A 22,429-nucleotide genomic window follows, 5' to 3' on the forward strand; every position below is an offset into this window, starting at 1 on the left:
CAATTGGCACAGGCCTCACGGAAGCCTAAATTCAAAACCACCAATCAGCAGACTCGCTCTTACCCAGGACAACCTGTTGAGGCTCCACATCTAGGCAGCCCCGCCGATCTGATATATCAGGTTGACGAACGGCAATACTGTCTGCCGTGCAGGTGGGTTGATCGCATGACGGATGAGACGAAGAAGAAGGTGGTCGTCGTCGGCGCGGGCGTGATCGGCGCCTCGATCGCTGTCGATTTGCAGCGGCGCGGATTTCAGGTCACGCTGATCGATAAGGGTGAGCCCGGACGCGGCACCTCTTTCGGCAATATGGCGAGCATCGCGCTCGATTTCGCCGCCGGCTCCGGCCCGTCGACCTGGAAGAAGATCCCCGGCTGGCTGCTCGATCCCGAGGGCCCGGTCTGGCTGCGGCCATCCTATGCCGCGCGAATGCTGCCCTGGTTCCTGCGCTTCCTCGCCGCCGGCCGGCCTTCGCGCTTGAGGGAGATCGAGGATGCCGGCATGAGCCTGTCGCTGCGGGCGCTCGCCGATTTCCGCGAGATGCTGCAGGCGATCGGCGCATCCGAGCTGCTGACCGAGGAAGGTTGCCTGGCGATCTACGAGACCGAGGCTGAGTTTGCCGCCGATCGCGGCCACCTCGCCATGATGCAGCGCTACGGCCTCGAATTCGAGGTGTTGAGCAACGGCGCCATCCAATATTATGAGCCCGCCCTGTCACCTGACATCGCCAAAGCGGTGCTGCTCCCCGACAACAAGTCGGTTCGCGATCCCTACAAGCTGGTTGTCAAACTGGCCGACGCCGCCCTGGCGGCAGGCGCAACCTTCGTCTCCGGCTCCGTGAGGAATATCGAGCGCAAGGGCGATGGCACCGTCGTCGTCCTCCTCGACAATGGCAGCCGTGTCGAGGCGGCTTCCGCTGTGCTTGCCGCCGGCGTCCACACCCGGTCCCTGGCGGCCAAGCTCGGCGAACCGATCCCGCTGGAGACCGAGCGCGGCTATCACACGCAGATCATGAAGCCGGGCATTTCGATGCGTTATTCGATAATTTGGCCGCACCGCGCCTTCATGGTGACACCGACGGCCGGCGGCATCCGCGTCGGCGGCAATGTCGAACTCGCCGGCCTCGACGCCGCTCCCGATTTCCGCCGCCCGCGGGTGCTGGTGCGTCACGCCCAGCGCGCGCTTCCCGGCCTGAAGGCTGAAGAGACGACGGAATGGATGGGTCACCGCCCGGCCTTGCCCGATACGATCCCGATCATTTCGCCGTCCTCGAAAATGCCGGGGATTTTTTATGCGACCGGTCATGGTCATCTCGGCTTGACATATGCCGCGACGACAGCGCGGTTGCTCGGCGATATGGTGAGCGGAGCAAAGCCGTCGGTCGATATGACCCCGTTCCGCATCGACAGATACTGATTTAGAGCAATTCCAGGAAAAGTGTGAAGCGGTTTTCCCAGGCAAAGCGAAGCGCTTTTGCCGGGAATTGCGTTAAAACAAAAGTTGAAACCGCGTCGATGGCGTCGGCCGTCGCGTCTGATCCGGAGTTTCTTGTATGAGATGGAAGCGCACGATCCAGTTGCTGGATGTCCATGCCGAAGGCGAGATCGGCCGCGTCGCGATCGGCGGCGTTCCGAAGATTCCCGGCGAAACCATCGCCGCGCAGCTGCACTGGCTGAACACCGATCCGAAAGGCGACGAGCTCCGCCGCTTTCTCTGCCTGGAGCCGCGCGGTGCTCCGATCGGCTCGGTCAACCTGCTGCTGCCGGCAAGGCACCCCGACGCCGACGCTGCTTTCATCATCCTGCAGCCCGATCAGGCGCATGCCAGTTCCGGCTCGAATTCGATCTGCGTGACGACGGCACTGCTCGAATCCGGCATCGTCGAGATGAAGGAGCCGGAAACGACAGTGACGCTGGAAACCGCTGCCGGCCTCGTCAAGGCGGTGGCCACCTGCCGCGACGGGCGCTGCGAGAAGGTGAAGCTCACCATGGTGCCCTCCTTTGTCCATGAGCTCGACGTCGAGATCGACACGCCGCATTGGGGAAAGGTCAAGGCCGATCTCTGCTATGGCGGCATCTTCTATGCGCTCGTCGATGTCGGCCAGATCAATCTCACGATCGAGAAGGCCAATGCCGCCGGTCTCGTCCAGGCCGGCATGATCCTCAAAGATCTGATCAATCGCGATATCAAGGTCGTCCATCCCGAAATCCCGGCAATCTCGGGCGTCGCCTATGTGATGTTCCGCGATACCGAGGCGGATGGCACGGTGCGCACCTGCACCACCATGTGGCCAGGCCGGGCCGACCGCTCGCCCTGCGGCACCGGCAATTCCGCCAATCTCGCCACCCTTTATGCCCGTGGCAAGGCCAAGGTCGGCGACGTCTTCACCTCGAAGTCGATCATTGGCTCCGAATTCGAGGTCGGCCTGCAGGCGGTGACCGAGGTCGCCGGCCGCCCGGCGGTCATCCCCACCATCACCGGCCGCGGCTTCACCTTCGGCCTCACTCAGGTGGCCCTCGACCCCTTCGACCCACATCCCGGCGGCTTTGCCCTGACGGATGTCTGGGGGCCATCGGCGGGGGAGATCTGAGCAGCGTCGAACCGAGGAGATCGGCGAGGCCGGCCCCGTTAAAGCCCCTCATCAGGCTGAGCTGACCCCTCCCCAACCCCTCCCCACAAGGGGGAGGGGCTAAGCTGCGGTCCTCCGCGGCGATCAAAAGAAAAGTCTTGTTGGCTGTTACCGTTCTCCGGATCGTTACGGTGGAGACTTATGTGAAGCGGTGCGGCACCTAGCCCCTCCCCCTTGTGGGGAGGGGTTGGGGAGGGGTCTTGGAATCGCAACCGGACCGCAATGGCCTTGGACCGAGGCTCGCAGCTCGATTCATGCTAAGTCCGGCCGATTGGACTGCCCTGGAAACGCTCTACCGTTTCCTGAAGCTGCACCCACCCATGCTTCGACTGCTCGAACACAGACAGGGCAGGCGGCGCGAAGGCCGGGTCGGCGAGGGAGCCGATCGCCATCCCGATCCAGAGTGGCGCGGCATCGGCCTTCCAATAGACGGTCGAACCGCAGGTTGAACAGAAATGCATTCGGACCTGGCGACCGCTTTCGGCCGTACGAATGAATTCCGTCGACGTTCCATAGATTTCGACACAGTCGATCGCGTAGAACGCATTGGCGCTGAACGGCGCACCGGTTCGCCGCTGGCACGCGAAACAGTGACACAGCGCAGTCAATTGCGGTGCTTCGCTAAGCTTCAATCGGAGAGCGCCGCAGGCGCATTGGGCATTGGCCATGGAAACTCCTCCCGCTTGCGCGGTGAGATTGCGTTGAATTGAGGGCTGAAGCGCAGGCCGGAACCGAAACTCACTGCGGTCGGCGTTGCGAAGGGGCTGAGACCTGATGTGATTTCAGTCTCACCGAGCACTACCGTAGATCGGCAGACTGCCGAAGTCTAGAGCATGTCGTGCAGCAGCGTGCAGCGGTCTTGCGCCAAAGACAGCCGAAAACAGAAGATGTGCAGCATGACAAGCGAGCCCATCCGATCATTAGTTTGATTCTGGCCGCTCATCTTTCGAAACAGTGCGATAAGACTTCCAAGTCAGCCTCGACGACCCGTCGGCCCTTCAGCGACGTTGCGCTATCCTGGTGCCGATCTGGTCTGCGGCAAGGCTCTCGGCCGGCGCCGGTCTGCCAAGTAGGTAGCCTTGGCCGATGTCGCAGCCGAGATCCTGAAGCCGTTGAAGTTGGCTTTCCTCTTCGATGCCTTCGGCCGTTATCGTCACCCCGAGGCCCGCGCCGAGCGCGATAATGGCCTTGATCACCTTGTCCTGCTTGTCGTTGGTTTCGAACGAAGCGACGAAACTCCGGTCGATCTTGATCTTGTCGAACCGGTAGTTCGAGAGCTGCGACAGGCTGGAATAGCCTGTACCGAAGTCGTCGAGAGCAATCCGGACGCCGGCGTTCACCAGATCGTCGAGGACGATTCGTGCGGTGACGGCATCCTGGATGATGGCGCTCTCGGTCACCTCCAGCTCGATCCTATGCGCGGGCAAGCCGACATCGCCCAATATCCTCAGAATCCTGAGGCCCAGCAAGCGGTCGCTCAGCTGGATCGGAGACAGGTTGAACGACAGAACCAGATGATTTGGCCAGGAAAGCGCATCGCCACAGGCGCGGCGCAGCAGTTGGTCCGTCAGGTCGACGATCAGACCGGCCTCTTCCGCCACGGGAATGAACTCGTTCGGCGGGATGAATTCGCCGGATGCCGTCTTCCAGCGCGCCAGCGCCTCGAAGCCGATAATTTCCTTCGTCTTCAGGTCGACGAGAGGTTGGTAATAGGGAACGATCTCGGCGTTCTTGATGGCGGCTCGCAGATCCGCTTCCACCCGGATCCGCTTCGCCAGCTCTTCCTGCATCGCCGGCACGAAAGGCTTCACCAGATTGCGCCCCTGCTTTTTCGCCACATACATCGCACAGTCCGAATGGCGAATGACCTGGCTTAGATCGTCGCCGTTTTCAGGATGGAGCGCGAGGCCGACACTGGCGCCGAGATCGACGGCGACACCGTTGAATGTGAAGGGCTTGCTGACCGCGCTCACGATGCGGTTTCCCAAAGCGACGAATTCGGCATTTCCGGTGCGCCGCGCCAGAACGACGAACTCGTCGCCACCGAGGCGGAAAACGCGGTCACGGGGAAAGAGGGAAGAAAGCCGCTGAGCGACGGCCTTCAGCACCGCATCGCCGTGATCGTGCCCGAGGAGGTCGTTGATCTTCTTGAAGCCGTCGAGATCGATGCTGAACACGGCATAGCTTTCCTGCGCGCGTTGATCGATCATCGATTGCGCGCAGACGGACTCCAGAAATCTGCGGTTAGGCAATTCGGTCAGCGTGTCGTGACAGGCAATCCAGTCCACGTTCTTTTCGGCCTGCAGCCTGCGGTTAACCTCTATCGAGAGATCCCGGATCCTCAGCGCCGAATAGATCAGCCCGAGAAAGCCGGACATATTCAGGGCAAGCAGCGCGTGGTCCAGCGGAAAGTCGTGATGTTTCTCGATGAACTCATCCAGGCTCTCGTGCCATTGGAAGCGCCAGGACAGGCAGAAGAGAAGCAGGAAGATCGAGAGCCAGGCCAATATCTCCATCTGCGGTCTGGTGGGTCGGATGCGAGGCATATGAACAGGCTCCTGGTGTGTGAAGAGCCATCATGGCCAGCTCGGAAGACTGCATCGTCCCCGACCATATTCCGATCGACGACCCTGTCGCCGAATGCCGGCATCGATGACGCCGAAGCCCGCCACGACTCATAGGGCGGAGCCAAGGGCATCGGCAATTCGATCACTGGCCAGACTGCGGGCATCCGCAAATCCGAATTTCAGTGTGGTCTTCGAAGATTAATGGTGCGTTTCCGCTGCGAAGGTTTGGGCGTTTCGCTGCGCGCAACGGATATCTTCGTCGCAAACTGGATGCGGCTCAGTGCGCTCGACGCCGAGATCGACGTGCTACATCTTGACCATCAAAGGCCCGCCGGGGAGAGGAGGCGACCCGGCTCGCTGAATTCAGGCGGCATCCCGAATGTCGAAGCGGGCCACCTTGCCGTCCCGAAACCGGAACACGTGCCCGACCGTCTTCTGTCCTTGGAGCGGTTGGCCTTGCAGGTCACGGACCGACTGCTGGACGTCGGCGATGATTGCGCCGTCCGCTGTCCGGTGAAAACCGACCGGCTCGACGTGGGGATCGATCATCGACCACTGACGCGTCCAATATTCCCGCACCGCCTCGCGCCCATAGACGTGGCCGCCATCCATGCCGTTGGCCCAGACGACATCTTCGGCCAGCGCTGACAGCACGGCGTCTATGTCGCGTTTGTTGAAGCGCTCGTAGATGTGTTGGAGAATTTTGATATCGTCGTCCATTGCTTTCTCCTTGCAGAGGCGCGGGGTTGCGTTTTGCCCGCGCTTCGCGACGAACCATCTCGGTCATTTTGCTCCGGGCGGTCAACCGGTTTCAAAGCTCCGCCTCGCGCAGCAGCCCGTTCAGGCGGACCGCCCATTCCGTGTTGCCATCTCTGAATGGACCAAGCGCATCGCCGGCTGGTTCGGGAAGATCGCTTGCTGCGGCAGCAAAGCGGTGCGCCTGCTGGCGATCTCCCACAGCCCGATGGCAGCACGCCTGAATGCGCAGCAGCGCCGGCCAATCGGGCCGCGCCTTCAGCGCCGTACGCCCAGTCTCGAGCGCGCCTTCGACGTCGCCGGAAAAGAACCGGGCGAGCATCAGCAGGCTGAACCAGACGCCGTTCTGCGGATCGTACGGGTTGAGTTCGAGGCCGTGCGCCAGGGGCTCGCGCGCGCCGGCCGCATCGCCGCAAAACAGGCGGGCCATGCCGAGGACGAGATGCCCCAGGGCGAAGCTCGAACCGAGCTCGATCGACCGTTCCGCCGCCAGGATCGCCTGCTCGGGCCGGCCCGTGTAAGCCGACACGATCGCCAGCGCATAGTGCGAGTACGGATTTCGCGCGTCGAGATAGATGGCCCGCAGCGCCGCATCCAATCCTTCCTTGGCGTCTTCCGCAGGGTTATCAGTCCAGCCGTAGGCGATCAGGCCGGCATTCACCCGCGCCCGCCAGATCTGCGCTTCTGGAAGCATGGGATCGAGCTGCGCCGCGTCGCGGAAGAAACGGCGCGCGAGAAGGTGGGTGGGCAGCGTGACCTTGTGAAAATTGAACGTGCCTTGCCGCACGAGATCCCAGGCGGTGATATTGCCGGTGTGGGGGGCGACCGGAAGCCCGTGGCGCAGCAGCAGCTCGGGCTCGACCGCCGCTGCGATCCGCTCGGCGATGGCGTCCTGCACCGCAAAGAGCTCGGCCAGCTGGAGATCGTAATGTTCGGACCAGACGGTGGCGCCTTTCGCGGTGTCGGCGAGGTGCACCGATATCCGGATCCGATTGCCGCTCTGGCGGATGGCCCCATCCACGAGGAAATCGACGCCGAGGTCGCGCGCGATCGCCCCCGGATCCTTCGAGCCGCTCCTCCTGCTGAAACTCGCCCCCCGTGAAGCGACGCGGAACCATCTGAACCGGGCAAGCGCCATGATCAGGTCGTCGGCGACACCGTCGGCGAGATATTGTCTTTCAGCATCGCCGCCCAGATTTTCGAACGGCAGGACGGCAATCCCTGGGATCGGACTGCTCTCGGCATGCCGGCCGCTATCGGCTCCGTCGGTGCGGCTCTCCACCTCACCGGAAAATCTGTAGCCGACCCGTGGGACCGTGACGATCCATTCGCTGCCGTCCGATGCGGGTCCGAGCAGCTTACGAAGGGCGGCAATCTGAACGGAAAGATTGCTTTCCTCGACGGCCAATCCCGGCCAGACGGCATCCATCAAGGCGGACTTCGAGACCACACCCCCCTTTGCCGATAGCAGAACGCCAAGCAGATTGGCGCCGCGGGCGCCGATGGCGACAGGCCTGTTGTCGCGGAGCAGACATCCGTTCTCAGGAATGAATTCGAAGCGGCCGAATACAAGGTGCGGGGTGTCCATGGCCGGGAATGATACGCCGGTTTCGCAGTTTTTCGGAATTTTTCGGCCCCGCTTCAGGACTTGCGCCGGCTGGGCGCGCAGTGTGGCTCCATCGCAGCGGTCGAAGTGGTGAGAGCTATGACCAATGAAGCAACGCAACCGAAAGAATCTGAAGCATTCCTCGCCAGGATTGTCCGCGCCGGCGGCAGCCATGTCGCCAGGCAGGGATCGGTCTATTGCTCCGGCGTCTCGGCTGAAAGCGCCGGATCAACCATGCTGTGGCTCGGAACGATTTCGCTGCCCGCGGGGCGGCGAACCGGCGCCCATTGCCATGAGGGACACGAGACGGCGCTTTTGATGACCGCCGGTCGAGAGATCGAGATCTGGTCGGGAGCAGCGCTCGAACGGTGCGAAACGATCCGCCCCGGCGATTACCTGTTCATTCCGGCCGGCGTTCCGCATGTCGCCGTCAACCGCAGCAGCGAAGATGCCGAATTTCTCGGCGCTCGCAACGACCCCGCAGCCAATGAGAGCGTCGTTCTGATGCCGGAGCTCGACGCGATCGTACCCTGATGCATGCCGCCCGGAACCGCGCAACGGCTCCGGGGGCGCAACACCAGCGCAGGCTTTTTGCACGGCATGCTCCAACCACACCGGGAGGTGCATTATGGCCATTATCGAACAACGCCTGGCCGAAATGGGTCTGGAATTGCCCGAGCCTTTGAAGGTTCGCGAGGGGCTGCGGTTGCCCTTCGCCTGGGTTCGCCTGCGCGGCAACCGCGCTTACATTTCCGGTCACGTCGCCTGCAACCGCGATGGAACACTGGCAAATCCCCTTGGCAAGGTGGGTGGCGAGGTTTCGCCGGAGGAGGGTTACGCATCGGCGCGGCTCGTTGCGCTCTCCCATCTCGCCAGCCTCAAGCGGGCCGTTGGAGACCTCGATCGGGTCACGGCATGGCTGCGCGTCTTCGCCATGGTGAACGTTGCTCCGGACTTCAACGAAACGCCGCTGGTCACCAACGGCTATTCGGATCTGATCCTGGAGCTGTACGGGCCTGACGTCGGCGCCCACGCCCGCTCGTCCATCGGCATGGCCATCCCCTTGAATGCGCCCGTGAACTGCGAAGCGGAAGTCGAAATCGACGGGTGATTGAAGCGCATCGAACCCTTAGTAGACAAACGGGTCGACTTCGGCCTGCGCACCGGCCTCCTTTGGATAGATCACGCCCTTGCGCAGGATGATGTTGGCATAGAGCCTGGGCTCGCTGGTCTGGATCAGCGCATGGGCGGCCCGCACCCGGCCGTAGAAATCCTGGCCGACCAGCGGCACCACCTGGCGATGCGGCTCGTGGCGGGCGCAGCAGTCGATCATCTCCTCGTGCACCGGATCGAGCTTGTCGCGCTCGGCCTTGACGGTCGAGCGGAAGATCGCTTCCGGCACGAAATGGTCGATCGGCAGCACGCTAAGCACGGCATTGAGCACCGGAATGAGGTGGTGGCCGTCGAGCCGGATCAGCCGGCGGGCATGTTCGACGCCGGGATAATTGCCGTCGACGATGGCGATTTCGTCGCCGTGACCCATGGCCCGAAGTGTTGCGAGCAATTCCGGGCTCAAGAGCGGATCAAGTCCCTTCAGCATGGTCTACCTCCTTGAAGAGTACGTTCTGATCGGTGAGATAACGCGCAAAGATCGGCAGGCTGGCGCCGCCGATGGCGCGTGCCTGCGCGCCGACCGCGCCCTCGATGATTTCGGGCATGACAACGCCCTGCAGGTCGAGCTTGGCGGCTTCGTCGATCGTCGCCTGCACGATGCGGCTGCGCACCCAATGGGGAAAGCCGCCGTCGATGACGGCGGCGCTGAAATCGACGATCGAGGCGGCGGCGACGATCGCCTGCGCGAGCGCCTTGGCGGTGTCCTGGATCCACGCCTCCATCGGCCCGCCGAAATCCACCCAGTTCTCGGCCGAATACCAGAGCGGCTCGGGATCGATGCCGCGCTCACGCAGCATGTTTTCCAAGACGAAGATCGAGGCGATTTCGAGCAGCTGCTTGGTTTCGCCGTTCCTGTCGCGCACGGGCAGCGGTCCGATTGCGCCCGCCGTGCCGGTACGGCCGGAAAAGATCGCCGAATTCAGGACGATGCCGCCGCCGATGAAGGAGCCGATGAAGAAATAGACGAAGTCCGGATAAGAGGGGCCGACGCCGAAGACGAGTTCGGCGCCACAGGCGCTGGTCGCATCATTCTGCAGGAAGACGGGGTGGGAGACGCGCGCGGCGATATCGGCCTGCAGGTCGACATCCCGCCAGACCTCCATGGCGCCCGGCGGCGCCCCCACCTCTTCGGCCCAGTTCCACAGCTCGAAGGGGGCGGCGATGCCGAGGCCGGCAATGCGGCTGCGCTGCTTGTCGTCGAGCCGGCTTTCGATCTCCTGAATGCCTGCGGTGACGAAGGCGAGGATGTCATGCGGCAGCGGATAAGCATAGGTCTGGTGCAGCTGCATGCGGATGCGGCCGACGAAATCCATCAGCACCAGATCGGCGCTGCGCCGGCCCATCTTCAGGCCGAAGGAATAGACGGCGTCGGGATTGAGATGCATCGGGATCGACGGCTGGCCGACACGGCCGCGCACCGGCGCCCCGCGCGACAGCAGCCCTTCCTTTTCCAAGACCCGCATGATGACCGAGACAGTCTGGGCCGAAAGCCCGCTGCGGCGTGCGATGTCGGCTTTCGACAGAGCGCCGTAAAGGCGCACCAGCGACAGCACGAGCCGTTCGTTATAGGCGCGCACCCTGACCTGGTTCGCACCACCAGCCGGATTCAAAATTGGTGGCGGGACCGGTGTGTGTTCCGGTCCATCCAATGACGACATGGCCGCTCCTCCCGAGCGTTCGCCTCCTGCATTCTCCTCATCGGAACCGATTTAAAACATGCAGCAGCTCGAAGCCGTACAGCCTCCTTCGCGTCTGAGACACGCGGCGCCGTACATCTTAATTCGGTCGAGCATGCCACATCGAATTAATAATTCAATTGGATTTATTTATTGACAAGGAGATTTCTTTCGCTCTTAATTGCCATCGTCAAGGACATGGCTTTGGAGCGACAGCGACTGAGCGAAGTGTCATATTTGAAAATTCCGGCCCGCAGGTGCGGCGCCGGCAAACTCTGGGAGGAGTTCATGAAGAAATCAGTTCTCGCTTTTGGCGCGCTCGCGCTCGGTGTTGCTTTTTCTGCTCCGGCGATGGCGGCTGACGTTTCCGCCTGCCTCATCACCAAGACCGACACCAATCCTTTCTTCGTCAAGATGAAGGAAGGTGCGACGGCCAAGGCCAAGGAACTCGGCGTTTCGCTGAAGTCCTATGCCGGCAAGATCGACGGTGACAGCGAAAGCCAGGTCGCAGCGATCGAAAGCTGCATCGCAGACGGCGCCAAGGGCATCCTGCTGACGGCCTCCGACACCAAGGGCATCGTGCCTGCGGTCAAGAAGGCCCGCGACGCCGGCCTGCTGGTCATCGCGCTGGACACGCCGCTCGAGCCGGCTGATGCCGCCGACGCCACCTTCGCCACCGACAACCTGCTCGCCGGCAAGCTGATCGGCCAGTGGGCCAAGGAAACCCTCGGGGACAAGGCCAAGGACGCCAAGGTCGGCTTCCTCGACCTGACGCCGTCGCAGCCGACGGTCGACGTTCTGCGCGACCAGGGCTTCATGATGGGCTTCGGCATCGACCCGAAGAACCCCGACAAGATCGGCGACGAAGACGACAAGCGTATCGTCGGCCATGATGTGACGAACGGCAACGAAGAAGGCGGCCGCAAGGCCATGGAAAACCTTCTGCAGAAGGATCCGAGCATCAACGTCATCCACACGATCAACGAGCCGGCCGCTGTCGGCGCTTACCAGGCGCTGAAGGCCGTCGGCATGGAAAAGAACGTGCTGATCGTCTCGGTTGACGGCGGCTGCCCGGGCGTCAAGTCGGTCAAGGAAGGCGTCATCGGCGCTACCTCGCAGCAATATCCGCTGCTGATGGCGTCGCTCGGCATCGAGGCGATCAAGAAGTTCGCCGACTCGGGTGAAAAGCCGAAGCCGACCGAAGGCAAGTCTTTCTTCGACACCGGTGTTTCGCTCGTCACCGACAAGCCGGTCTCCGGCCTCAAGTCGATCGACACCAAGGAAGGCACGGACAAGTGCTGGGGCTGAGCCCGATCTCTTGAAAGAGCAGACGGCCGGGGCTTGATCCCCGGCCGTTTTGGACGGACGATGGGCCGTCGCTCCACCGGCTAAGCAACGAACGGATCAAACAGGAGTGACGGCCTCCGCGCGGGTTCGGCGCGCGGATGCGGAGGAGGAACCATGACCGGAGCACAGGAATTCGAACGCGTCCTCGACGGCAGCGACAAGAACGTCGCCTCCTTCGAGCACCAGAGCGTCCCGCTGATCAAGCGCGCCCAGCATTTTCTGCACTCGACACCGGCCGCCGTGCCGCTGATCGTATTGGTATTGGCGATCATCATTTTCGGGATGGCGCTCGGCGGACGTTTTTTCTCGTCCTATACGTTGACGCTGATCCTGCAGCAGATCGCCATCGTCGGCATTCTCGGCGCGGCCCAGACGCTGGTCATCCTGACGGCCGGCATCGATCTTTCGATCGGCGTCATCATGGTGATCTCGGCCGTCATCATGGGCAATGTCGCGATCACCTACGGCATACCGACGCCGATCGCGGTGATTGGAGGCCTTCTGGTCGGCGGCCTGTGCGGCCTGCTGAACGGTGCCCTTGTCGCCTTCATGAAGCTGCCGCCCTTCATCGTCACGCTCGGCACCTGGAACATCGTTATGGCGACGAATTTCATCTATTCCGCCAATGAGACGATCCGCGACACCGACGTCGACGAACAGGCGCCGCTGCTGCATCTTTTCGCCGCGAGCTTCAAGGTAGGCAGCGCCGTGCTCACCCTCGGCGTCATCGCCATGGTGCTGCTCGTCCTCCTGCTCTGGTACATCCTCAATCACACCGCCTGGGGTCGGCATGTCTATGCGGTCGGCGACGATCCGGAAGCGGCCAAGCTTTCCGGTATCCAGACCAAGAAGGTGCTGCTGACCGTCTATACGATTTCGGGCGTCATCGCCGCCTTCGCCGCCTGGGTCTCGATCGGCCGCAACGGCTCGATTTCGCCGTCCTCGGCGGTGACCGATTATAACCTCCAGGCGATTACCGCGACCGTGATCGGCGGCATCTCGCTCTTCGGCGGCCGCGGTTCCATTCTCGGCACGCTGTTCGGCGCCATGATCGTCGGCGTCGTGTCGATGGGCCTCAACATGCTCGGCGCCGATCCGCAATGGAAAGTCCTTTTGACCGGCGTGCTGATCATCGCCGCCGTCGCCATCGATCAGTGGATCAGAAAGGTTTCGGTATGACCATGGCTGTCGAACCCATTCTCACCGCCCGCGGCCTCGTCAAGCGTTATGGACGCGTGACCGCGCTCGACAATGCCGATTTCGACCTCTACCCGGGTGAAATCCTTGCCGTCATCGGCGATAACGGCGCCGGCAAGTCGTCGCTGATCAAGGCGATTTCAGGCGCGGTCACCCCCGACGAGGGCGTGATCACGCTCGAAGGCCGGCAGGTGCAATTCCGCTCACCGATGGAGGCGCGCGAAGCCGGCATCGAGACCGTCTACCAGAACCTTGCTCTGTCGCCGGCACTGTCGATCGCCGACAACATGTTTCTCGGCCGCGAGATCCGCAAAAAGGGCCCACTCGGCTCGCTGTTGCGCATGCTCGACCGGCCGGCCATGGAAAAGCTGGCGCGTAACAAGCTGTCCGAACTCGGCCTGATGACCATCCAGAACATCAATCAGGCGGTGGAGACGCTCTCCGGCGGTCAGCGCCAGGGTGTCGCCGTCGCCCGCGCCGCCGCCTTCGGCTCCAAGGTCATCATCATGGACGAACCGACGGCCGCCCTCGGCGTCAAGGAAAGCCGGCGCGTGCTGGAACTGATCCTCGACGTGCGCGCCCGCGGCCTGCCGATCGTGCTGATCTCGCACAACATGCCGCATGTCTTCGAGGTCGCCGACCGGATCCATATCCACCGTCTCGGCCGGCGGCTGACGGTGATCAATCCGAAGGAATACACCATGTCGGACGCCGTCGCCTTCATGACCGGCGCCAAGGCGGTGCCGACGGAGCCCGTCGCGGCATGAGCATCCGCATCGACGACATCGCCGGCGAGGTGCTTTCCCGCGCCGGCGATGCCAAACGTTTCCTGATTGCCGTCGCCGGGCCGCCGGGGGCCGGCAAGTCGACCATGGCCGACAATCTGGCGGCAGCGCTGAAAGCCAAAGGCGAAAGCGCCGCAGTCCTGCCGATGGACGGCTTCCACATGGACAATGCCATCCTGATCGAACGCGGCCTCTTGGCGCGCAAGGGCATTCCCGAGACCTTCGATGTCAGAGGCTTCCTCGATATCATCCGCGCTGTCCGCCGGGCCGACCAGGAGGTTCTGGCGCCGGTCTTCGACCGTTCCCGCGAACTCGCCATCGCTTCCGCCCGGCCGATCGATCCCAAGGACCGTTTCATCATCGTCGAGGGCAATTATCTGCTCTTCACGCAGGGCAAATGGGCCGAGCTCGACGGCATCTTCGATTTTTCGATCATGCTGGCGCCGCCGATCGAGGTGCTCGAGGAGCGGCTCTGGGCGCGCTGGCGCGGTTACAACCTCGATGAGGAGGCGGCCAGCGCCAAGGTCTACGGCAACGACCTGCCGAACGGCCGGCTGATCCTGGAAAACCGCCGCCCGGCCGACGTGACGCTGGAGATCGCGCTGGCGTGATGCTGCGGCGATCGGCTTGACGACCATGCCGGCTGAACCTGTGCAGCGGTGGGATGCGACATGCAGGAAATTGCGTTGAAGCGCCTCGCATGAATCAATTTCAATGCGACGCGCTTTAGTGCTATCAGGCCGCAGACGCATCGCTTCGGAGGCCTGCCATGCAATCGATCACCATCCGCCGTCCCGACGACTGGCACCTGCATCTGCGCGACGGCGCCATGCTGGAAGGCGTGATCGCCGATACGAGCCGCACCTTCGCCCGCGCCATCATCATGCCCAATCTGGTGCCGCCGGTCGTCACTACTGCGGATGCGAAGGCCTATCGCGAGCGCATCCTTAAGGCACTGCCGGACGGCCACCGCTTCCAGCCGCTGATGACGCTTTATCTGACCGAACACACCAGCCCCGACGATGTGGCGGAGGGTGCAAAGAGCGGCCTCATCACCGCCGTCAAGCTTTATCCCGCCGGCGCCACCACCAATTCGCATGGCGGTGTGCGCGACATGGAGAAGGCGATCCCGGTGCTCGAGCGCATGGCCGAGATCGGTCTGCCGCTCTGCGTCCATGGCGAGGTGACGACGCCTGAGGTCGATATCTTCGATCGCGAGGCGGTCTTCATCGACACCGTGCTCGATCCGCTGCGCCGGCGCCTGCCCGAGCTGAAGGTGACGATGGAGCATGTGACGACATCGGATGGCATCGATTACATCAAGGCGGCCAAGTCCAATCTCGCCGGCTCGATCACCACCCACCATCTGATCATCAACCGCAACGCCATCCTCGTCGGCGGCATCCGCCCGCATTATTACTGCCTGCCGGTCGCCAAGCGCGAGAACCACCGGCTGGCGCTACGCGCCGCCGCCGTCAGCGGCGACAAGCGCTTCTTCCTCGGCACCGATTCCGCCCCGCATGTCGATCCGCTGAAGGAATGCGCCTGCGGCTGTGCCGGCATCTACACCTCGATCAATACGATGAGCTGCCTTGCCCATGTCTTCGAAGAGGAGGGCGCTCTCGACAGGCTCGAAGCCTTCGCTTCATTGAACGGGCCGGCCTGGTACGGGCTGTCGCCGAACGAGGAACGGATCACGCTGTCGAAGCAGGCCGAACCCGTCGACTTTCCCGCCAAGATAGAAACCGGCGCTGGTCCGGTGACTGTCTTCGATCCGATGTTTCCCCTGCATTGGCAGGTAGTGGCGTAGGGACTCCCTCAAGCGTTTTCTATTTTAAATAGAATATTCATGCTAAGTGGCGCACGGACGTTAGACGCCTAACATTTTCATTGTGCAATGCATCATTTGTTAACGGATGCATAAGACATTTCTCTCCGCGGAACCCCCACGTTGCCAATTATCTGGCGCGCCACCGCTGCGGAGACTGAAGAAGCATGATGCTTGACTACAACTCCCTTTTGTTGGCGCTCGGCGTCTCCGCGGCCTGCCTTGCCGTCACATTGATGGGCAGCTGGCTGGTGCGCCGGGCCGAAACCGTGCTGCTCACCGCCACTATCGGTCTGGTCCTAGTCGTTACGGGCATTTTCGTTTACAGCGCCTATGTGAGCAGGCCTGATACAGGCTTCGCCATTGGCAGTTTCATGCTGTTCCATGCCGGCTTCGCCGCCATCTGGGGCGCGGGCAAACAGTTCCTGACCGGCCGCCTATCGATCGTTGCCACTGCCATTCGGGCCCTGGCGGCGATGACCTTCTCGATCGTGCCGATGGTTGCCGGATATGACGGTCTTGCCTTCATCGCCGACAATCTCGCCATCGCCCTGCTGCTCTTTGCCACCGCCCGGCAATATTGGCTCGCCCGCGCCGAAGCCCCGGCGCCGCTCCTCGGCATCGCGGCGCTCTATACGCTGACGGCAATTTCCTTCGTTCTCTGCGCCGCCGTGCTGACTGCTGATGGGAAGCTGGTGCTCGGCAAGGCGCCCAGCAACTGGGCGGAGGATCTGAGCCTTGCCGTCTGCATCGCCGGCATGACCGGGATCGGCGCGCTGTCGCTGGCGCTGCATCAATGGCGGCTCGCCGCACGTCATCGTCTCGAGGCGATCACCGATCCGCTGACCGGCCTGCTCAACCGTCGCGCCGTCTTCGATCAATATGGCACCCGCCCGATGGGCACGACCGCCGCTGTGATCGTCTTCGACATCGATCATTTCAAATCCGTCAACGACCGTTATGGCCATGCCGCCGGCGACCGCGTGATCACCGTTTTCGCCGAGGAGCTCGCCGCCAATTGCCGCCCCGGCGATACCGCCGCGAGGCTCGGGGGCGAAGAATTTGCGCTGGTGCTGAAGGAAATCATGCCAGGCCGGGCCGAACTGACGGCTGAGCGGATCCGCGGGGCCTTCGAGGCGCGCGAAATACCGATCGACGATGAGGTGCTGAAATGCACGGTCAGCGTTGGGGTGGCGCCCGGCCGCTCGATGCCGCTCGATTTCGACGCCATGCTGAGTGCGGCCGACAAGGCGCTTTACGCCGCCAAGCGTGGAGGCCGCAACCGGGTCGAGCTTGCCGGCTATCTCACCGCAGTTCCGGCCGAGGTGTCGCGCACGGCGTCTTGATCCCGGCTGCTCGACAGACGCCCGCATGCCCGCCTCGTCCTTCGAGGCCCCTTCGGGGAACCTCAGGATGAGGCTCTCTTGGACGTCGCGCTTGTCGCTCAGGGCGCCGGAACGACGCGGATCAAGGTGGAAGCCGGAGACGGAACCCGAGCCGCGGCACTCTCCCGCGGCCCTCATCCCAAGCCGCGGCATCCTCCAACGCTCCTCATCCTGAGAGCCTGTGAATCTATCGATTTTTCGATTTTTCGATGCGAGTCAAATCAATGACTTAGCTCTCGTAAAAACGACGAAAATCCTAAAGATTCACAGAGTCTGAGGCGCGTAGCCCATAGGGCGAAGCCTCGAAGGACACGCCGCAACGCTACTCCTTGCCTGGACCGCCCGCCTCGTCCTTCGAGGCCCCGATGGGCTCCTCAGGATGAGGCTCTCTTGGGTGTGGGCGCCTGCTGCTCAAACCATCATCAGCGCCCGGACGAAGGCGACCGAGGCAAGCAGCGAGGCCATGGTTCGCACATGGTTCCACCACGTCCAATCCCTGACATAGGTGCTCCAAAGCGCCACTGCCTCCGCTCCGTTGCCGCTGACCTTTTCCAGTGCGTCGTTCATCGGCACGTTGAAGACGATGGTCGAGAGGAAGGAGGCAAACACATAGAGGGCTGCACCCGCCAGCATCAGCGCGGACGCCCCGCCGCGCCAGTCGATCAACGCCAGCACGGCGATGACGAGGCAGAGGATCGCCGTCGGCACGAAGAGGCCCATGAAGGGTGAGCGGACGATCGTCACATTGATCGAGTTCATCGCCGCAATGCCCTGTTCGGCCGGGATGCGTGAGAAGGCGGTCATGATGAAGGTCGAGAAGGCGAAGAAGATGCCGGCGACGAGGCCGCTGCCGATCGCTGCGGCGACGAGGGAAAGGATGAGGACGATCTGCATGTCGAAACTCCTTCCTGAATAAAACAAGAGAAACTCTCTTATTTGTAAAATCAGATAAACTCTCTTATTTTTCTTGTCAACGGGCAAAGGAGAGACCATGTCGGAGCAGCCGGCCGTAACGCGCAGACGCCAGCAGGACCATAGCGGCCAGCCGCGCCGCATCCCGCGCCAGCAGCGCGGCCGCGAGCGTTTCGAAAAAATCCTCGCCGTTGCCGCCGAACTGATCGAAAGCCGTGGCAGCGACGGCCTGAAGATGAGCGAGATCGTCGAAAAGGCCGGCCTTTCCTTTGGCGCCCTCTACCAGTATTTCCCCGACAAGAGCGCCATCATCCGGACATTGGCCGAACGCTTCAACGAAGAGGGCCGGCGCTGTGTCGAGGCGGAACTGGCGAAGGTCGCCGTCGCCGCGGCCCTGCCGGGGGCGCTGGCCAATATCGTCGACGAATATTATGCCTTCTTCCGCCGAGAGCCCGTGATGCGCGACATCTGGCACGCGACCCATACCGATAAGCTGCTGCAGCAGGTCGACGCCGAAGATATGGAATTCCATGCTCAAGCGTTTCTCGCCGTGCTCGTGCGCTTCTGGCCGGATCGGGACCGCAGCGAACTTCAGGCGATCGCCCGGCTGACGATGCAGCTGCTTGCCGCCGCCGTGCGGTACGCCGTGTCGCTGGATGAGGAGGAGGGCGGCCGGACGATTGCCCTGTTCAAGACGATGCAGGTCTTCGATATCGGCCGTCTGTTGCGGTAAGGCTCGCCTTGCGTCTGGAAACGATGGGCGCTTGCTGCTATTGCCGGAGACGCATAACCAAAGGAGAGCCCGATGATCCAGACCGCATTTCCCGACCGCGCCCTGATGGCCGAACTGGTGGCCAAGATGCTCTGGGAGATCAAGGCGGTGCATTTCAATGCGGCTCAGCCTTACAAGCTCTCCTCCGGCATGGCGAGCCCGGTCTATATCGATTGCCGCAAGCTGTTGTCCTATCCGCGCATCCGTTCGACGGTGATGGATTTCGCTGCCAGCACGCTCCTGCGCGATGCCGGTTTCGAGAAGTTCGATTGCATTGCCGGCGGCGAGACCGCCGGCATTCCCTTCGCTGCCCTGCTCGCCGATCGCCTCGGCCTGCCGATGATCTATGTCCGCAAGCAGCCGAAGGGCCATGGCCGCAATGCGCAGATCGAAGGCCATATGCCGGAAGGATCGCGCGTGCTGGTCATCGAGGACCTGACGACGGCCGGCGGCAGCATGTTCAAGTTCATTGACGCCATTCGCGCCGCCGGCGGCATTGTCGATCATGGCATCGCGCTGTTCTTCTACGGCATTTTCGGCGATCAGCGCTTTGTCGACGGCAAGGTCAGGCTGCATCACATCGCCACCTGGCGCAGCGTCCTTGCGGTTGCCAGGGCAGAGAAGCTTTTCGACGACAAGACGCTTGCAGAGGTCGAGGCCTTCCTCGATGCGCCATTGGCCTGGTCGGCGAGGAATGGCGGAGTAAGTGAGCTTTCGCTCTAATCGGTTGACAAAAGCTCGCTTAATCGGTTGATGAACATATCCGTGCTGATGGGAGGAATCCGATGATTTTGTGCTGCGGCGAAGCCCTGATCGATATGCTGCCGAGGGACACGACCCTTGGTGAAAAGGGCTTTGCGCCCTATGCCGGCGGCGCGATCTTCAATACCGCCATCGCGCTCGGCCGCCTCGGCATTCCCACCGCCTTCTTCACCGGCATCGCCGACGACATGATGGGCGAAATCCTGCTGGCGACGCTGAAGGCGAGCAATGTCGATTACAGCCCATGCGCCATCACCCCGCGCCCTTCGACGATCGCCTTCGTCAAGCTTGTCAACGGCCAGGCGACGTATGCCTTCTACGATGAGGGCACAGCCGGCCGGATGATCACCGAGGCCGACCTGCCGGGGCTTGGTGACGATTGCGAAGCTCTGCATTTCGGTGCGATCAGCCTGATCCCAAGCCCCTGCGGCGAAACCTATGAAGCCCTGCTCGACCGCGAAGCCGCCCGGCGTGTCATTTCGCTCGACCCCAACATCCGCCCGGGCTTCATCAAGGACAAGCCGGCGCATATGGCCCGCATCCGGCGCATGGCGGCAAAGGCCGACATCGTCAAATTCTCCGACGAGGATCTCGAATGGTTCGGGCTCGAAGGTGACCATGATACGCTCGCCGCCCATTGGCTCGCTGAGGGCGCCAAGCTCGTCGTCATCACCAAGGGCGCGGAAGGCGCCTCCGGCTATACCAGGGATCGCAAGGTGACGGTGCCGAGCGAGCGCGTTGCGGTCGTCGACACGGTCGGCGCCGGCGACACTTTCGACGCCGGCGTGCTGGCCTCGCTGAAGATGGATAACCTGCTGACCAAAGAGCAGGTCGCCTCGCTCGACGAACAGGCGGTGCGCAACGCCCTGACGCTCGGCGCCAAGGCCGCCGCCGTCACCGTTTCCCGCGCCGGCGCCAATCCGCCCTGGGCGCACGAGATTGGGCTTTAAGGCTTAAGCGAGAATCAGCCCCTCATCCGCCTGCCGGCACCGACCGGGGTCGAGCCACGGGTCTCAACCCGTCCTTCGGGCCCCCGCTTGCGGGGCGAAGGAAATGTGCCGCGACCTTCCGATTCCCTCTTCTCCCCAAGGGGAGAAGAGATATGCGGCAACGTTTCGATCCCCTCTTCTCCCGTCGGGAATCCGAAGGACCGGTCGGCACCGATCGATCAGGAGGCTGCCTGGGGAGCCGCGCTACGGCCGAGCTCTGGAGCGGTCACCAGGTCCCGCAGGAAGGTTTCGCACCACAGCGAGACGTCGTGCGAGAGCAGATGTTCCATCATCATGCTCCAGCGGTCGCGGCGCTCCTCGAGCGACATGGCAAGGCCCCTGGCAAGCGCATTGGCAGTGCCCTCGACATCGTAGGGATTGACCAGCAGCGCGCCCTTCAGCTCCCGTGCCGCGCCGGCAAAGCGCGATAGCACCAGGACGCCCGGGCGATCCGGATCCTGGGCGGCGACATATTCCTTGGCGACGAGGTTCATGCCGTCGCGCAACGGCGTGACCAGTCCGATCCTCGCCAGGCGGTAGAGACCGGCGAGCACGTTGCGGCTGATCGATCGGTTGACGTAGCGGATCGGCACCCAGTCGACCGTTCCGATGGCGCCGTTCACGCGGCCGGCCTGTTCGGCGACCATCTTCTGCATATGCTCGTATTCGGGGACTTCCGATCGCGATTTCGGCGTGACCTGCAGATAGGTGACCTTGTTCTGGTAGGCAGGATTGCTGGTGAGGAAGCGTTCGAAGGCTTCCAGCCGCTGAATGATGCCCTTCGAATAGTCGAGGCGATCGACGCCGATGATCATGTCGCGGCCTTCGATGCTGCGTCGGGTTTTTTGCACCATGACATTGTTTGCGGCGCTCTCGGCGAAGTCGGCGAATCCAGCGGTCTCGATCCCGATCGGATAGGCGCCGGCCTTGAAAATCCGCCCGTGGGAATCGAACAGCCCGTTTCCGAGGTCGTCGCCAATACCCTCCCGTCTCAAATAACCGGCGAAATTCTGAAGGTCGTAATCGGTCTGGAAGCCGACGAGATCGTAATGGGAGAGGCCGCGCATGATTTCTTCATGAACGGGCATGGTGACGAGAATATCGGCCGGCGGCCAGGGAATGTGCAGAAAGAAGCCAATCCGGTTCTTCAGCCCCATTTGCCGCAGTTCGGCGGCCAGCGGAATGAGGTGGTAATCATGAACCCAGATGATGTCGTCCGGCTCGATCATCGGCGCCAGCCGATGCGCGAAGAAGCGGTTGACGCGGAAATAGCCGGCCATTTCCTTCCGGCCATATTCGGCAAGATCAAGGCGGTAGTGACAGATCGGCCAGAGAACGCGGTTTGCAAAGCCGCGATAATATTCCTCCACGTCGGTGTCGGTGAGATCGGTCAGCGCATAGGTGATGTTGCCCTTCTGCAGCAGCGACAACGCGCCGGGCTCCCTGTCTCCGCTCGACTCTCCCGACCATCCCATCCAGATGCCGCCGCGCGCCTGCAGGGCTGCCTGCAGCGCGACGGCCAGCCCGCCGGCCGCGGCGCCGCCATCCTTGGCCGGCGTGGGGACACGATTGGAAATGACGATAAGACGGCTCATGAGCTTCCTTCAGTGAAGATGGATCGGGAAAACGCTCTGTGGCGGGCGTTCCGGGGGCCTCCTGCACGGGGCAGGGGCGATGCAGGGCAGGCGCCGCCATCAAAAGAGCAGATCCGGATGCGAATTGCCCGGTGTATAGACCAGCGGAAACAGTGGAACGGGGTGTCGTCCCCGGTTTGATAGGTCATGTCGTCGGAAGTACCATGCGCATAGATTTTGCTTGAATCTAGGGCGATGGCGGCGAATTGAAAGAATTCTTTCTACAATTTTCTATTAGTGGAACATTCAATCCGGTTTTTGCAGGGCAGCGGCGCCAAGCCCGCCGAAATCAATCTAATCATTTGCGGCCATTATGACGATCTGGCGGCCGCCCCTCATCCGCCTGCCGGCACCTTCTCCCCGCCCGCGGGGAGAAGGGAACATGCCGCGACCTCTCCGTCCCCCACCCAG

Annotated in this window: 21 protein-coding genes; 13 read left to right on the forward strand and 8 right to left on the reverse strand. The window is 62.5% G+C overall.

What is annotated here, in order from left to right; translation table 11 throughout:
* The first annotated feature begins 165 nt into the window (after positions 1-165).
* Together GGD53_RS28340 and GGD53_RS28345 are read left to right on the forward strand one after the other, a co-directional pair.
* Entirely contained in the window at positions 166-1,416 is a 1,251-nt protein-coding gene (locus GGD53_RS28340; protein WP_184460037.1) for an NAD(P)/FAD-dependent oxidoreductase, read from the forward strand.
* A gap of 136 nt (positions 1,417-1,552) precedes the next feature.
* Positions 1,553-2,590 (forward strand): 4-hydroxyproline epimerase, encoded by a 1,038-nt coding sequence (locus tag GGD53_RS28345; protein ID WP_184460038.1) that lies wholly within the window; start codon positions 1,553-1,555, stop codon positions 2,588-2,590.
* A 296-nt stretch (positions 2,591-2,886) separates the two neighbouring features.
* Here the strand turns inward: GGD53_RS28345 and GGD53_RS28350 are convergent, their stop codons facing one another.
* The 4 genes from GGD53_RS28350 to GGD53_RS28365 form a co-directional block, all read right to left on the reverse strand.
* On the reverse strand, positions 2,887-3,297 hold the full coding sequence (locus GGD53_RS28350) for a GFA family protein (protein ID WP_184460039.1): 411 nt from the start codon (positions 3,295-3,297) through the stop codon (positions 2,887-2,889).
* Between the two features lie 330 nt (positions 3,298-3,627).
* Complete coding sequence (locus tag GGD53_RS28355; protein ID WP_184460040.1) at positions 3,628-5,175, reverse strand: putative bifunctional diguanylate cyclase/phosphodiesterase; 1,548 nt, start codon at positions 5,173-5,175, stop codon at positions 3,628-3,630.
* Between the two features lie 384 nt (positions 5,176-5,559).
* A complete protein-coding gene (locus GGD53_RS28360) occupies positions 5,560-5,916 on the reverse strand; it encodes a nuclear transport factor 2 family protein (RefSeq protein WP_184460041.1) in 357 nt (118 codons plus the stop codon).
* A gap of 91 nt (positions 5,917-6,007) precedes the next feature.
* On the reverse strand, positions 6,008-7,540 hold the full coding sequence (locus GGD53_RS28365) for a winged helix-turn-helix domain-containing tetratricopeptide repeat protein (protein WP_184460042.1): 1,533 nt from the start codon (positions 7,538-7,540) through the stop codon (positions 6,008-6,010).
* Positions 7,541-7,657: 117 nt separating this feature from the next.
* Between GGD53_RS28365 and GGD53_RS28370 the strand changes: the two genes are divergently transcribed.
* Both GGD53_RS28370 and GGD53_RS28375 read left to right on the forward strand, forming a co-directional pair.
* Positions 7,658-8,092, forward strand: a complete 435-nt coding sequence (locus tag GGD53_RS28370; RefSeq protein ID WP_184460043.1) for a cupin domain-containing protein — start codon at positions 7,658-7,660, stop codon at positions 8,090-8,092.
* Between the two features lie 94 nt (positions 8,093-8,186).
* Positions 8,187-8,669 (forward strand): RidA family protein, encoded by a 483-nt coding sequence (locus GGD53_RS28375; RefSeq protein WP_184460044.1) that lies wholly within the window; start codon positions 8,187-8,189, stop codon positions 8,667-8,669.
* Positions 8,670-8,687: 18 nt separating this feature from the next.
* Here GGD53_RS28375 and GGD53_RS28380 read toward each other — a convergent pair whose 3' ends face one another.
* Together GGD53_RS28380 and GGD53_RS28385 are read right to left on the reverse strand one after the other, a co-directional pair.
* Complete coding sequence (locus tag GGD53_RS28380; protein WP_184460045.1) at positions 8,688-9,158, reverse strand: RbsD/FucU family protein; 471 nt, start codon at positions 9,156-9,158, stop codon at positions 8,688-8,690.
* Positions 9,142-10,389: an ROK family transcriptional regulator gene (locus GGD53_RS28385; protein ID WP_184460046.1), complete on the reverse strand. Its 1,248-nt coding sequence runs from the start codon at positions 10,387-10,389 to the stop codon at positions 9,142-9,144. The genes GGD53_RS28380 and GGD53_RS28385 overlap by 17 nt, the downstream gene beginning before the upstream one ends.
* Positions 10,390-10,695: 306 nt before the next feature.
* Between GGD53_RS28385 and GGD53_RS28390 the strand changes: the two genes are divergently transcribed.
* From GGD53_RS28390 to GGD53_RS28415, 6 genes are all read left to right on the forward strand, one after another.
* Entirely contained in the window at positions 10,696-11,715 is a 1,020-nt protein-coding gene (locus tag GGD53_RS28390; RefSeq protein ID WP_184460047.1) for a sugar ABC transporter substrate-binding protein, read from the forward strand.
* A gap of 153 nt (positions 11,716-11,868) precedes the next feature.
* Entirely contained in the window at positions 11,869-12,933 is a 1,065-nt protein-coding gene (locus GGD53_RS28395) for an ABC transporter permease (RefSeq protein ID WP_184460048.1), read from the forward strand.
* Positions 12,934-12,935: 2 nt separating this feature from the next.
* A complete protein-coding gene (locus GGD53_RS28400; protein WP_184460075.1) occupies positions 12,936-13,718 on the forward strand; it encodes an ATP-binding cassette domain-containing protein in 783 nt (260 codons plus the stop codon).
* Positions 13,715-14,347, forward strand: a complete 633-nt coding sequence (locus GGD53_RS28405; RefSeq protein WP_184460049.1) for a nucleoside triphosphate hydrolase — start codon at positions 13,715-13,717, stop codon at positions 14,345-14,347. The genes GGD53_RS28400 and GGD53_RS28405 overlap by 4 nt, the downstream gene beginning before the upstream one ends.
* 158 nt (positions 14,348-14,505) lie before the next feature.
* Entirely contained in the window at positions 14,506-15,546 is a 1,041-nt protein-coding gene (pyrC, locus tag GGD53_RS28410) for a dihydroorotase (RefSeq protein ID WP_184460050.1), read from the forward strand.
* A gap of 185 nt (positions 15,547-15,731) precedes the next feature.
* Positions 15,732-16,910: a GGDEF domain-containing protein gene (locus tag GGD53_RS28415; RefSeq protein ID WP_184460051.1), complete on the forward strand. Its 1,179-nt coding sequence runs from the start codon at positions 15,732-15,734 to the stop codon at positions 16,908-16,910.
* A 450-nt stretch (positions 16,911-17,360) separates the two neighbouring features.
* On the opposite strand, the gene GGD53_RS28420 is transcribed toward GGD53_RS28415, so the two are convergent.
* Positions 17,361-17,843 carry a DUF1772 domain-containing protein gene (locus tag GGD53_RS28420; RefSeq protein WP_184460052.1) on the reverse strand — a complete coding sequence of 161 codons (483 nt, stop codon included), beginning with the start codon at positions 17,841-17,843 and terminating at the stop codon, positions 17,361-17,363.
* A 97-nt stretch (positions 17,844-17,940) separates the two neighbouring features.
* Here GGD53_RS28420 and GGD53_RS28425 point away from each other — a divergent pair, with 97 nt between their 5' ends.
* From GGD53_RS28425 to GGD53_RS28435, 3 genes are all read left to right on the forward strand, one after another.
* The gene (locus GGD53_RS28425) at positions 17,941-18,594 is read left to right on the forward strand and encodes a TetR/AcrR family transcriptional regulator (protein ID WP_184460053.1); all 654 of its coding nucleotides are present in this window, start codon (positions 17,941-17,943) and stop codon (positions 18,592-18,594) included.
* Between the two features lie 72 nt (positions 18,595-18,666).
* Complete coding sequence (locus GGD53_RS28430) at positions 18,667-19,356, forward strand: orotate phosphoribosyltransferase (RefSeq protein WP_184460054.1); 690 nt, start codon at positions 18,667-18,669, stop codon at positions 19,354-19,356.
* A 62-nt stretch (positions 19,357-19,418) separates the two neighbouring features.
* Positions 19,419-20,345: a carbohydrate kinase family protein gene (locus GGD53_RS28435; protein ID WP_184460055.1), complete on the forward strand. Its 927-nt coding sequence runs from the start codon at positions 19,419-19,421 to the stop codon at positions 20,343-20,345.
* 218 nt (positions 20,346-20,563) lie between these two features.
* Here GGD53_RS28435 and otsA read toward each other — a convergent pair whose 3' ends face one another.
* Positions 20,564-21,979: an alpha,alpha-trehalose-phosphate synthase (UDP-forming) gene (gene otsA / locus GGD53_RS28440; RefSeq protein WP_184460056.1), complete on the reverse strand. Its 1,416-nt coding sequence runs from the start codon at positions 21,977-21,979 to the stop codon at positions 20,564-20,566.
* Positions 21,980-22,429 lie beyond the last annotated feature (450 nt).

Origin of the sequence: Rhizobium aethiopicum (assembly GCF_014197535.1) — a bacterium.
GTDB classification, from domain to species: domain Bacteria; phylum Pseudomonadota; class Alphaproteobacteria; order Rhizobiales; family Rhizobiaceae; genus Rhizobium; species Rhizobium aethiopicum_A.